The 12,551-nt window shown below is 44.6% G+C and carries 13 protein-coding genes and 1 pseudogene; 7 read left to right on the top strand and 7 right to left on the bottom strand.

Annotated elements, in window-relative coordinates; all coding sequences use genetic code 11:
• Positions 1-191 precede the first annotated feature (191 nt).
• The 3 genes from MADE_RS20350 to tal all read right to left on the bottom strand — a co-directional run bounded on the left by MADE_RS20350 (position 192) and on the right by tal (position 3,356).
• Entirely contained in the window at positions 192-368 is a 177-nt protein-coding gene (locus MADE_RS20350; RefSeq protein ID WP_012519516.1) for a DUF3545 family protein, read from the bottom strand.
• 364 nt (positions 369-732) lie between these two features.
• Positions 733-2,382 carry a glucose-6-phosphate isomerase gene (pgi, locus tag MADE_RS15190; protein WP_012519515.1) on the bottom strand — a complete coding sequence of 550 codons (1,650 nt, stop codon included), beginning with the start codon at positions 2,380-2,382 and terminating at the stop codon, positions 733-735.
• Positions 2,383-2,396: 14 nt separating this feature from the next.
• On the bottom strand, positions 2,397-3,356 hold the full coding sequence (gene tal, locus MADE_RS15185) for a transaldolase (RefSeq protein ID WP_012519514.1): 960 nt from the start codon (positions 3,354-3,356) through the stop codon (positions 2,397-2,399).
• 649 nt (positions 3,357-4,005) lie between these two features.
• Here tal and yaaA point away from each other — a divergent pair.
• Together yaaA and MADE_RS15170 are read left to right on the top strand one after the other, a co-directional pair.
• Complete coding sequence (gene yaaA, locus MADE_RS15175) at positions 4,006-4,785, top strand: peroxide stress protein YaaA (protein WP_012519511.1); 780 nt, start codon at positions 4,006-4,008, stop codon at positions 4,783-4,785.
• A 283-nt stretch (positions 4,786-5,068) separates the two neighbouring features.
• Complete coding sequence (locus MADE_RS15170) at positions 5,069-5,422, top strand: RNA recognition motif domain-containing protein (protein WP_012519510.1); 354 nt, start codon at positions 5,069-5,071, stop codon at positions 5,420-5,422.
• A gap of 57 nt (positions 5,423-5,479) precedes the next feature.
• Here MADE_RS15170 and MADE_RS15165 read toward each other — a convergent pair whose 3' ends face one another.
• Positions 5,480-6,739, bottom strand: a complete 1,260-nt coding sequence (locus MADE_RS15165) for an MFS transporter (protein ID WP_012519509.1) — start codon at positions 6,737-6,739, stop codon at positions 5,480-5,482.
• 543 nt (positions 6,740-7,282) lie between these two features.
• On the opposite strand from MADE_RS15165, the gene MADE_RS15160 reads away from it, so the two are divergent.
• Genes MADE_RS15160 through MADE_RS15150 form a run of 3 tightly spaced genes read left to right on the top strand, consistent with a single transcriptional unit; the run spans position 7,283 to position 8,866 of the window.
• The gene (locus MADE_RS15160; protein ID WP_012519508.1) at positions 7,283-7,810 is read left to right on the top strand and encodes a helix-turn-helix domain-containing protein; all 528 of its coding nucleotides are present in this window, start codon (positions 7,283-7,285) and stop codon (positions 7,808-7,810) included.
• Positions 7,807-8,529 (top strand): AzlC family ABC transporter permease, encoded by a 723-nt coding sequence (locus MADE_RS15155; RefSeq protein WP_012519507.1) that lies wholly within the window; start codon positions 7,807-7,809, stop codon positions 8,527-8,529. The genes MADE_RS15160 and MADE_RS15155 overlap by 4 nt, the downstream gene beginning before the upstream one ends.
• Positions 8,519-8,866 carry an AzlD domain-containing protein gene (locus MADE_RS15150; protein ID WP_012519506.1) on the top strand — a complete coding sequence of 116 codons (348 nt, stop codon included), beginning with the start codon at positions 8,519-8,521 and terminating at the stop codon, positions 8,864-8,866. The genes MADE_RS15155 and MADE_RS15150 overlap by 11 nt, the downstream gene beginning before the upstream one ends.
• A 39-nt stretch (positions 8,867-8,905) precedes the next feature.
• Here the strand turns inward: MADE_RS15150 and MADE_RS15145 are convergent, their stop codons facing one another.
• Together MADE_RS15145 and MADE_RS15140 are read right to left on the bottom strand one after the other, a co-directional pair.
• The gene (locus MADE_RS15145; RefSeq protein WP_012519505.1) at positions 8,906-9,418 is read right to left on the bottom strand and encodes a DUF421 domain-containing protein; all 513 of its coding nucleotides are present in this window, start codon (positions 9,416-9,418) and stop codon (positions 8,906-8,908) included.
• A gap of 110 nt (positions 9,419-9,528) precedes the next feature.
• Positions 9,529-9,843, bottom strand: a pseudogene (locus MADE_RS15140) (peptide-methionine (S)-S-oxide reductase); the annotation flags it as partial.
• Between the two features lie 453 nt (positions 9,844-10,296).
• Between MADE_RS15140 and MADE_RS15135 the strand changes: the two are divergent.
• Entirely contained in the window at positions 10,297-10,731 is a 435-nt protein-coding gene (locus MADE_RS15135) for an OsmC family protein (protein ID WP_012519503.1), read from the top strand.
• A gap of 218 nt (positions 10,732-10,949) precedes the next feature.
• On the opposite strand, the gene sodC is transcribed toward MADE_RS15135, so the two are convergent.
• On the bottom strand, positions 10,950-11,495 hold the full coding sequence (gene sodC / locus MADE_RS15130; protein WP_012519502.1) for a superoxide dismutase family protein: 546 nt from the start codon (positions 11,493-11,495) through the stop codon (positions 10,950-10,952).
• Between the two features lie 355 nt (positions 11,496-11,850).
• Between sodC and MADE_RS15125 the strand changes: the two genes are divergently transcribed.
• Positions 11,851-12,483, top strand: a complete 633-nt coding sequence (locus MADE_RS15125; RefSeq protein ID WP_012519501.1) for a glutathione S-transferase family protein — start codon at positions 11,851-11,853, stop codon at positions 12,481-12,483.
• Positions 12,484-12,551: the final 68 nt, after the last annotated feature.

Genomic DNA, 12,551 nt, shown 5'->3' with positions numbered 1-12,551 from the left:
GCAGAACATCTACACATTGCGGTATAGCATGCAGCGCTAAATATGAGCTTATATAAGTACCTGCATGCGTACTTACATGAGTGATAGGTAGCACTATTCAAAGCACAGCTATGCCTAGCACACATGACTGCAGCACGCTTTCCAAAGCCAGAAAGTAAAAAGGCCGTCTGTTTTATCAGGCGGCCTTCAGTTTATCTTTCCAGTGTTTCTAGCTCGTACTCGAAACCACAATCGAGTTCAGCCAGTTCTTTTTCTAATTTGTAGCGATCTTGTAGCGCTTCGATTTCTCTCCACTTACGTTTTTTACTTTTGGTTTTTGCTGGGCTTGCTTCGATGTCTAACATGGCAAATAGATCTGATTTATCCACTGGGATCTCCTTTTTATACCACTACAACTAATACAGAGTTTTATGTTTTTAATTCCCTCTGTACGATTTTGTATCACAGCCGTCACTAAAATAAAATAGTTTAATTTACCTTTTATTAACAAATTGTGACGATATGATGACAACGGTAAGAAAATGTCCAGTGTGTTTAAAGCGTAAACAAATGCTGTATGTATATGATCCTATTTGTTTTATTAGTGACCAAATACACAGTGTTACGGATGTCAAAAAGTGTCTGTCGTATAGCCGATGAATACCGCAACAAAAAACGGCCAGCTTCCGAAAAAGCTGGCCGTTCAGTTTGTTATTTGCACCAAGTGGGTGATTTTACATCACCTCTCATTCCTTATTTTGGTGCATTCGCTGCTCTGAATTTGGCAATCAATTGTTGTGTTGAAGCATCGAAATTGTCTTTGTCTGCTTCGCCTTGAATGCCAGCAAGTACTTGGTTTCCTAATACTTTACCTAACTCTACGCCCCATTGGTCGAATGAGTTAAGGTTCCAGATAACACCCTGAACGAATACCTTATGCTCATACATTGCAACCAACGCGCCAAGTGTTTGAGGCGTGAGTGAATCAAACAAGAAGGTGTTGCTTGGCTTGTTACCCGGCATGGTTTTGTGAGCCGCTAAACGCTTACGTTCTGCGTCGTCTAGGCCCTTGCCATCTAAGTCCGCATAACACTCTTCAAAGGATTTACCCTGCATCAGTGCCTGAGTTTGTCCGAAGCAGTTAGACGCGAGCATGGCGTGGTGCGTATCATCTTGGTTTGGTACGTTAAGCGGCAGCATGAAATCAGCTGGAATAACGCCTGAACCTTGGTGAATAAGCTGGTGGAAGCTATGCTGACCGTTAGTCCCTTCACTACCCCAAATAATTGGGCCAGTAGGGTAGTCTACGCTTTCCCCTTCTTGAGTCACTTCTTTACCGTTACTTTCCATATCTAACTGCTGTACGTAGGCAGGTAGACCGCGCAGGTAATGGTAATAAGGCAGTAATACATGAGACTGTGCATCGAAAAAGTTTCTGTACCAAATACCTAATAGGCCAAGCAATACGGGCATGTTTTCTTCTAAAGGCGCGGTAGTGAAATGGTTATCCATTTCAAACGCGCCTTCAAGTAAGCCCTTAAAGTTTTCAAAACCCAATGCTAATGAAATAGGCAGGCCAATAGCAGACCAGAGTGAATAGCGCCCGCCTACCCAGTCCCACATTGGGAAGATGTTGTCTGCGCTAATACCGAAGTCGGTAGCTGCTTTAACGTTTGAAGACACTGCTACAAAGTGTTTTGCGATATCTTCCTGAGTACCGCCAGACTTTAAGAACCAGTCTTTAGCTGTAAGTGTATTTTGAAGCGTCTCTTGAGTAGAGAAAGACTTCGATGACATCACCACCAAGGTCTCTTCAAAATCAATGCTAGATAGCACGTCGTGAATATGACAGCCGTCAACGTTGGCAACGAAGTGTACTTTCACTGCGTCAACCGTATGGGGTTTTAACGCCTCGGTCATTATTTTAGGCCCAAGGAACGAGCCTCCAATACCAATTGCCACAATGTGCTTAATAGGCTTGCCGGTGTACCCTTTATGCTCGCCGCTGTGAATAGACGCGGTAAACGCTTCAATTTTTTCAAGCGTTGCATGTACTTCAGGCATTACGTCTTCGCCGTCTACCAACACTTTGCGGTCAGAGAAGTTACGAAGCGCGGTGTGAAGCACTGCGCGACCTTCGGTTGAGTTGATTTGCTCACCAGAAAACATCGCGTCGCGAAGGGTTTCTAACTTACAGGCACGAGCAAGATCAAATAGGCCTTTTAACGCGTCTTCGTTTACGCGGTTTTTCGAGTAGTCTAGAAAAATACCGCAAGCTTCTAGCTGCATCTTATCCGCGCGGCTTGTGTCTTGTGCAAACCAGTCGCGCATATGCGCACTTTTCACTGATGCAGCAATATCAGATAAGTTTTTCCATTCAGGAAGAGAAGTTAAAACACTCATTGTTTCAATAGCCCTTATGCGCTTAGTTTTTCGCGAAGCGTAGCTTCAAGTTTTTCTTGGTCGGCAGCAAAGTTGCGAATGCCTTCAGATAGCTTTTCAGTTGCCATCGCATCTTCGTTCATTGCCCAGCGGAATTCGCTTTCAGTTAAACGCTCACCTGGTGTTTTGGTTGCGTCGTTGTCTTTAAGTTTCACTTCCAAGTCGCCTGGCTCGTTTGCCAATTCTTCAAGTAGTGCAGGGCTTATCGTTAAGCGGTCGCAGCCCGCTAGCGCCTGAATTTCGCCAATGTTACGGAAGCTTGCGCCCATCACTACCGTCTTGTAGCCATGTTCTTTGTAGTAGTTGTAAATTTTCGTTACAGATACTACACCTGGGTCTTCATCTGGTGCGTAAGATTCGGTACCGGTTGCTTTCTTGTACCAGTCTAAAATACGGCCTACGAAAGGCGAAATAAGGTATACGCCCGCTTCGGCACACGCTTGAGCTTGGGCAAAGCTAAATAGCAAAGTAAGGTTGCATTGAATACCTTTTTTCTCTAGTGCTTCTGCCGCTTGAATACCTTCCCACGTTGATGCAATTTTAATTAAGATACGTGACTTATCGATGCCAGCGTCTTCATAAAGCTGAACTAAGCGCTCTGCTTTTTCGATGGTTGCTGCGGTATCAAACGATAGGCGAGCATCAACTTCGGTAGAAATTCGGCCCGGGATAGTGCCAGAAATTTCTTTACCAATAGCCACGGCAAGCTTGTCAGACGCGTCTGTTAGTTGCTGTTCTGCATCGTTAGACTGCAGCTTTGCCCATGCTACAGCGTCATCAATTAGGCTTGCATATTGAGGAAGACCAGCCGCTTTCAAAAGTAGCGACGGGTTGGTAGTGGCATCAACCGGCTGATATTTTTTAATGGCATCGATGTCGCCCGTGTCGGCAACTACGGTGGTGATATCACGTAATGAAGCTAACTGATTGCTCATAATTCTCTCTGTTCTTTATCAATAATAAGTTTGGACAACTCGCTGGAAAAGCCAGTTGAATAAAACGGTTCGCTTGCGCGTGTGTAGGGTTTTGCGCTTGCGTTTTCTTTCTGCTCTCTTTTGTATCCCATGGGGAAAAGGGCAAATGCGAATATAGCGCTTTGATCTTCAAGACACACAACCAGAGGTGTATCTGAATTATTGTTTGAATAATTAATTGTAATGCTATTTATATCAAACCCGTGTGACAATTCATACATAAGATAATGACAAAATGGCTAATCGGATTTCTCTGTTAAGCCAATTTGCGTCTTTCTTATGCCATTTTGCTTTTTCAAGCGTATCAGGTGGTACAATATGGGGTAATACCATTCCGCATAGATCATTACCCACTCAGCGAGAGTTAAAATGTTCGTAATCGCGGCGTGTCACCGCAGGTATAGTGGTCCTACATCAAGGTGGCACAACAAAGAGTACGGGCATTTTAAACTCGCCCTTCGGGAAGGTCTGGCAAGCTTCCTAGCTTCATTCTGGGAATTTGAAAGGGAACAGCCATTCCTGCATTCCCACGCTTTGCTAGGAAACTTGCCAGCGCCTTCTGAGTCGGCAATGATCTATGCGGATTGGTATAAGAATTTAAGGAGTCGAAATGTTAGTTGTAGTATCCCCAGCGAAAAATCTAGATTTTGAAAGCGACATTCCAGTAAAACAGTTTACTCAGCCTGCCATGCTCGAAGACACGGAAAAGCTGATGGAAGTCTGTCGCACGTTATCGCCTGCCGATTTATCATCGTTAATGAAAATCAGCGACAAGTTAGCCACCTTAAATGCTAACCGCTTCGCCGAGTTTACTACGCCATTTACTCCTGACAACGCGCGTCAAGCTATGTATGCGTTTAACGGCGACGTGTATACCGGGCTGGACGCATACTCGCTAGATAGCGACACAGTTGCGTACGCACAGAAACATTTACGCATTTTGTCAGGCCTCTATGGCTTATTACGCCCCCTTGATTTGATGCAGGCTTATCGCTTGGAAATGGGCACTAAATTAGCGAACCCTGAAGGCAAAGACTTATATGCGTTCTGGGATGATCGTATTACCTATGTGTTGAATAAAGCATTAGAAGCACAGGGCGATAATGTACTTATTAACCTTGCCTCTAACGAGTACTTCAAAGCCGTGAAGAAAAAGTCTCTAGACGGCATGATCATTACGCCAACCTTCAAAGATTGCAAAAATGGCCAGTATAAAATTATCAGCTTCTTTGCAAAGAAAGCGCGGGGTCTTATGGCGCGTTACATCCTTGAAAATCGTGTTGAAGATGTAGAAGGCTTGAAAAACTTCGATGTAGACGGCTATGTGTTTAGCGAAGAACAAAGCTCATCGACGGAACTGGTGTATCTTCGCAATCAAGAAAGCGAATAACGCGTTTCAGCGGATAGTGATAAATCAATCAAATTGGCGCTAACACGCAAAGTTAGCGCGAGTTCGAACCACTATGCTCCTAAAACATTGCCATCGCACTTCTGCGGTGGTGATGTAAATGTTCAGATTCAATCTGAAGCCCAATTTGATACCAGCTATGCCTTCCCGCTTCTTTGTCAGAACGAATCCTCATCTACTCACAGACAATAAGATTAGCAAACAAACACACTGCTGCATGCTACACTATGTTCACTACCAATCACCCACCAAGTAGGGCATAACCTTGAGCATATTAGTTCGCAATTTACCTAAATCATTCACTCAGGAAAATCTTGAGGATCTGTTTTTTGAGTTTGGCACCATAGCATCGTGCGATCTGGTAATGGATGAGGCTACAAACCTATCTAAAGGCTTCGGTTTCGTTGAAATGAGCACACAAGAAGAAACCGATAAAGCGATTGAAAAGCTTAACGCCAAGGTTATCGACGGTAAGAAAATTCGTGTTAAGTGGTCAAATCAAGAGAAAAAGCAAGCTGCAGCGATAGATGATGCGCCTGCGCCTAAAAGAGATATTCCTGACAATGTGTGGGGAACGGCTTCTAGTAACAGTTCTGAGAGTGAAAAGGACGCGGAATAGTTCTGAGAGTAATTGAGTTAGTGCTGACAACTGAGGTTGTCAGCACTAACTGGTAGCTCAACCAGATACGGTTACTGTCTGTACTTGGGTATTGCGTGCAGTCATAACAATGGCTAGCCATACCAACACGCCACCACCGGCCAGCGCTAAACCTACCCAACCTGTTGAAGCATAACCATAGCCGGCTGACAACGTCATACCCGCCAGCCAAGGGCCCAAGGCGTTTGCCGTATTGAAAGCGGCATGGTTCATGGCTCCTGCTAAGGTTTGCGCTTCGCCCGCCACATCCATTAAACGGGTTTGCAGTGGCACTACCATACCGCCCCCGATGCCGATGAAAAACAATGAGGCTGCCATTAGATATGGCTGGCCCATAGACGCGGCGTACGCGGCTGCAGATAAACCAAGTAGAACCTGAAAAACGATGGCTGAAGTTAGCAGTCGGCCTTCAGAATAGCGCCCAGCGATAATGTTGCCCAGGGTCACGCCAATGCCATAGATAAGCAAGGTTGCAGAAATTCCCCATTCGGGTGCCGAGGTCGTGTTTAAGTACGAGGCACTAAAATAGGAGTACACCGAGAACATGCCCCCAAAGCCAATAGCGCCCATGAGCAATACCAGCAGTACGTCTTTATTTTTTAGCGCTTTGAGTTCAGTTAGAGGCTTGGCATCTGGGTTTGGACCGCGGTAAGGTGCAGTTTTCCAGACCATTAAAGCGGTCGCTAGTGCAAAGGCAGAAATCATGAAAAAGCCGGTTCTCCAGCCAAACATTTGCCCGATACCGCTAATTGACGGCACCCCAATAATATTAGCAATAGCTAAACCCATGATGACGTTACTCACCGCCTGGGCCCGTTTATTTTTACCCGCAATGTCAGCTGCAAAAAGCATGGCAATACCGAAATAGGCACCGTGAGGAAGGCCAGCAATAAAGCGCGCTATATTCATTGTCCATTCTGACCATGCTAGTGCTGTTAGCAGATTCCCACCGGCATAAAATATCATCATTGAAATAAGCATGGTGCGCCTAGCAAGGCGAGAAAAGAAGATAGTGATAAGCGGTGCGCCTACTACAACGCCAATGGCATAGGCACTAATTGCATGACCTGCAACGTTTTCAGTAATACCAAAATCTTCCGCGAAGTAGGGCAGTAACCCCATAGCAGCAAATTCGCTGCAACCTATTACAAAAGTACCGAAAGCTAGCCAGAATGTAATAGTTGCCAGTGAATATTCTCCCGTCGCTGAACTTTCTTCTGAACAGACCCGATGAGAAGCTGTCTGAGTAGAAGTGATATCGTCAGTTTGATTCGTCATAAGCTAGCTTTGTTCCTTCATTTCTTACCATTGTGTCGCCTGCTAGCTGCTTGAGCACGGCGCACTGGCACAAGATTAAAATACAAAAACCGGCAAATGGTATGTTTGCCGGTTTTCTATGTTTGAAAGCCATTGCTTTGGCTATTCAGAAAGGCCAAAAGCCCCAAGCTTGTGCTTTATTTGTTTATCTATTACTTAAGATCCTAGCAGTGAATGAACGTTAAGTAACGGTAGCTGATAAGATTTCTTAATCATTTCAACGATTTAAATGTAGTGTGTTTGTTAATGACTTGAGTCGCGTTATTTGCTTAGCGATGCGCATGGATTTTCTATCAACACTAAAGTAATTGTTTTCTGTGCGTAAATGTTTGTGATTGAAAAAGCTGGCATTTAGTCGCTTATTAACATTTTCAGTCGGGTTAACCGCTATATTCGTGTTTATGTTTTCAAACCTACAATCACATTAAAAAACAAACTTCTTGACTTTAAATTGTTCTATATATAGAACATTCCATAAATAGAACAAATATAAGTTGGCGCCGTGTGAATCAAGCCACCCTTAATATTCTAGGTAGGCATCTTAAGAAACTTAGGCAAGATAAAGGTGTCTCGCTGTCGCAATTAGCCGCAGGGGCAGGTATTGCCAAGTCAAATCTTTCTAGGCTAGAGCAGGGTAACGGTAATCCTACGTTAGATACTATTTGGCGATTAGCTAAGCAATTAGACGTGCCATTTGGTCAACTTGTGCAGCCCCTTAGCACAAGCGTGGGAGAGAACGGAGTAGAAGTGCGTCTCATTGAGCAAGGGCAGGGAGTACCCAATGTCGATGCTTACTGGATGTCTGTTGCACCTAATACGCGGCGAGAAGCCGAGGCTCACGCGACTGAAACACAAGAAACCATTACCGTGATAAGCGGTACGTTAGAAGCAGGGAATATTGGCAGTACCCAACTACTGCTACCCGGTCAAAGTATTGCTTTCAGCGCCGATTTACCTCACGTCTACAAAACTCAAGATGAGTGGGTAACGTGCCTTATCACTATCGTTTATCACAAAGAGGCAATAAAATGAGCCAGGTTTCATCAAAAAGTGGGCTAAAGCAGGGGATCATAGATGGGTTACCCTTGCTCGGAGGGTATATCCCGGTAGCCATTTCATTCGGCGTTATTGCCATTCAAGCTGGCTTTTCAACATTAGAGGCTACGCTAATTTCTGTGTTCATTTACGCAGGTGCGTCGCAATTTCTTTTAGTTGCCATGGTGGCATCAGGTGCTCCCCTTTGGCTAGCCGTGTGTATGACACTATTGGTCAACGTACGCCATGTGGTTTACGCGCCCAACTTAGTGCCTTATTTACCGCAAAGCAAAGCGTGGCCCTATTTAATGCATGGCCTTACTGATCAAATTTTTGCGCTAGCCCATACACGTTTACCTTCTATGGAAGACACCAAGAAAGTAGATTGGTTTAAAGGTGTATCAATGGTGGCGTGGTTTAGTTGGATTCTGGGTACAGCACTTGGAGGTATAGCGGGAGACTCGCTTACACAGAAATGGCCAATTCTTGATAGCGTGATGCCCTTTGCCTTACCGGCGTTGTTTGTTGTGTTATTAGCGCCAAAATTTTCTAATAAACTGTGGAGCGTTACCTTGCTGGTAACGATATCCATAGCGCTTTTTGTTGCGCTTAGTAGTTTTAAAAATGCAGCTATTCCGCTGGCGGCGCTATGCGGTGCGCTCACGTTCTATTTGCTTACTTCCCATGTTGAAAGGACGCAGTCTCATGCAAACTGATATTTGGATAGCAATTATCGTGGCGGCGATAGGCACCTACGTGTTGCGCGTAGCGCCGTTATTATGGACACAGCGTCACTTCAACAAACACAAGGCCAACAATACCCAAGCGCGCTTGCCTACTTGGTTAAGTGTGCTAGGTCCATTGATGATTGCAGCTATGTTGGGCGCTTCGCTTATTCCTAAAGCCCCGTCTGCGGCCAGTTGGATAGCCACAGGCGTTGCAACTGTGATAACAATACTCGTTTGGCGTAAGACCAAGGCATTGGGCCTGCCTGTATTCTTCGGCGTCGCCGTTTTTGGCGTAATATACTGGTGCGCTTTGCATTTCTTATAGTTATTACGCAGGCTAAACGGGAGATAAATAGTTAGCTTTTTATGCTTTCGTACCTTTTAGCAAGGCTTCTGAACAGTGCTCGCCATGGAGCACCGAGATGTCGCCAGTAGTTTCAAGGACTACTGCTCTCACTTCATTTAAGTCTAATACGTTAGCTTCCCGAAGCTTAGCGAGCAAATCGCTGCGTGCCACCCGAGTTTCTTCAAGCGCGCCGTCAATAATTTCGCCGTTTCTCATTAAAATAACCGGCGTGTTTTGCATTATTGCTTCAATTTTATCAGACCGTCTGCGTAGTCTGGCGCTAACCGATTGCACAATAAATAGGGCGGCCATAGCAACCATGGCTTGCAAAAACGCTTCCCACGTGGTCGTTTGAGAAGCACTGGCGAGCAATGAGCCTACCGCTACCGTCATTACGAAGTCGAAGTTTGTCATTTTCGAGAAAGAACGTAAGCCGTTAATACGAACCAGCAATACTACCCATACCATTACCATCGTGGTAAGAAAAAGGCCTCTACATATCAAGTCGAGCGTTGGGCTAGCGCTAAACATACACATCTCCTCATATTGCTATAGCATCAATATCCATTTGTTTACATAGAGTATTAGCAATACGTTGAGTCGAAGCGTTGAGATTTATGCTTAGACAAACTCGCTGTACACTATTTTATTTTTCCCATGGCTTTGTCGCCCCAGATTTCTTTTAAGCGCTGATCGCGACCACAGTTCCAACGGTAGAATTTGTACCGAACAGGACTTTTCTTATAGAAATCTTGGTGGCCTATTTCATCACCTTTAATTGGATAAAAAGTAGAAGCATCAAGTATTGGTATTACCACGTCTTTATTCGGAAACTGGGTGATTACGTCAGCTTTTGTTTTTTCGGCGATAGCACGTTCTTTATCGTTCGCAACAAAAATAGCGCTTAGGTAGCTGGGACCTTTGTCGCAAAACTGCCCTCTGTCATCAAAAGGGTCAAAGAACGGTTTAGGCTGCAATTAATTTTATCGCAGTTTGTAGCATCTCTTTTTCCTCGCTTATAAAAGAAAAAGCTTAGCTAGCGATTAACAGTATCGCACTAGAATCAAAAACAATTAATGCCAAAAGAGGGTAAGTAAAATTTTCATCAGACTCTGTAGCCTGCGTTCACTGGTAGCAAAGTGAACGCCATCTTTTTTCACCCGACTGCTCTGTAGCCCTGCCATGACAAGGACTGTAGTAAGAGCCTTTCGATCGGCAGAGCATTTGCATCTCAGCAATTACGTGTGAGTCAAAATACGCGACAACGTGTGATTTCACTCTGTGAGGTAGGTCAGTTTTGCTTAACGCTAATCAAGCGTTGCTTTACTTCGTGCAGCCGGTTGTCGTTTGTTCAGGTCTCTAAAAGAGCTTGGCTCAGATTTAATTAAGTAGAAAGTAAGGAAGATAATATGTCGATAGTCAAATCAGGTAGTGCAGCATACAAACCGCTGGGTAAAGAAGGAAAGGGCAGTATTTCCACGGAAACGGGCGCCTTATCTAATCAGCCCTATGGTTTTAATACACGTTTTGAAGATGGAAAAGGGACTAACCCCGAAGAATTGATTGGTGCCGCCCATGCGAGTTGTTTCACCATGGCGCTTTCTTTTGCATTATCCGATGCAGGGTATGATGACGGCGAATTAAATACCACAGCCAAAATAAGCCTAGACAAAAGCGATGACGGTTTTGAAATTACCAAGTCGGCGTTAACATTAGACGCTGAAGTTGAAGGTATCACAGAAGACGAGTTTGAGAAGATTGCTCAGGAAGCGAAAGAAAACTGCCCTGTGTCTCAATTACTTAATGCCAACATTACGTTGGAATATAAGCTAAATAATAGCTGAGGTGTTAGCACTGAGGGTTACTGGCCGTTGAGGTAAACGCGCTAGGCGCTAGAAAACAGTAAACACATTTTAAAAAGCTCGCTTCTGTTAGCGAGCTTTATTTATATCCGCTTAAAAATTTAGATGTAAAAAGCCCCCAGTAATTGAGATGTTTGATTACCGGGGGCTTTTAGTTTAAACGCTTCTGTTAGGGTAGCTAGCGGTTAACTGCCATTAACCTATTTACCGATTAGGCCACAAGCAACGCGTTCGCCGCCACCACCTAGTTTTTTAGGGGAGTCTGAGTAGTTGTCGCCGCCTGCGTGAATCATAAGTGCACGACCTTCAATATCTTCAAGCTCTAGCTCTGGGGCGAAAATAGGCTGCGTGGCTTTTCCGTTTTCATCAACATACAGCACGGGAAGATCGCCTTCGTGCCCTTTCTCAGACCATGGAGCTCTGTGTTTATTGGTATCTTCTGGGTCGAAGTGTCCGCCGGCAGCACCACCAAGTATTTTTTTACCGTCTTTCATAGCCGTTGAGCAATCACCATTTTGATGAACATGAAACCCGTGTATACCCGGCGTTAAACCGGAAAGGTTAGGCGTAAAAACCACACCATCATCGTCGTAACTGCTTACCTTTACAGTACCCATGCTCTGGTTGGTTTTAAGGTTATTCATCACCACCTCTTTTCCTTCGTGTTGGTGATGACCTGCTAAGCTGCCTGCACTTAGAATCAGTGAGATAGACCCTGCTAGGGTAGATAATAAACGTTTTTTCATCGTGTTCTCCTTCACTAGATTAATGACGTATTTTTGAAAACTACAAACCTTAACGAGCATAAAGTAAACCAGTTGCGCGAACTCTACAGCAAAGCTGTTAAGGCCTTTACCAATGTAGACTCTAAGGAAGCCAGCGTTTAGCTAAACAAAATTAACCGCAGCGCATAATGAAAGGGTTATACCCTGTGTATGAAAAAGTTACTGTATGCTTTACCTTGGACGTTTCATTTCTTTGAAGACGTACAGATGGAAGATTCATGTTACGGCGGTAAAACTCAGTAACAATATCTAAGTAGCACTTTTATCCTATTAGCCTTACAGTTAGCGCATATAAATTCACATTAGAGGCAAGGGCATGTATACACTTTACGGTTACCCTAAAACCCGCTCGGTTCGTGTAGCGTGGGCGCTGGAAGAAATTGGTTTACCTTACGAATACAAACTAATCGACTTGAAACAAGGTCAGCATTTGTCTGATGACTATAAAGCAGTAAGCCCATCGGCGAAAATACCGGTATTGGCAACCCCCGAGGGCACACTGTCTGAGTCAGCTGCCATTGTCACTTACTTGGCTGAGCGCCACGGTATGCAAGAATTTATTCCCGAGCCTGGCAGTTTCTCGCGGGCTAAGTACGAAGAGATGATGCTATTTCTCACCAGTGAGCTAGAACAGCCGGTTTGGAATTTAGCCAAGCACACGTTTGCTTTACCCGAATCGCAAAGATTGGAGGAAATGCACGGCGTTAGTGCGTGGGAGTTTCAGCGTGCGCTCAGGGTGTTTGCTTCTATGCTTGGCGGTAACGAATTTGTTTGCGGTAACATGTTTACTATGGCCGACGTTATTGCAGGGCATATTTTAGCGTGGGCTAAGGGCAGTAAGTTAGCAATCGACTTTCAAAATATAAGTGACTACGCACAACGTGTACTGTCACGAGAAGCCTATGAGCGTGCGTGGCGCGGCGAAATGTCGCACTTACCCGCTCAATAAGATAGGTTTTATTGTGTAGCCTATATAGTGCCAATAATAATTACGACAGAGCAAAAGCTCCTATCCAA

It is taken from the genome of Alteromonas mediterranea DE (genome assembly GCF_000020585.3).
GTDB lineage: Bacteria > Pseudomonadota > Gammaproteobacteria > Enterobacterales > Alteromonadaceae > Alteromonas > Alteromonas mediterranea.
This window is presented reverse-complemented; position numbering and strand designations above follow the sequence as displayed.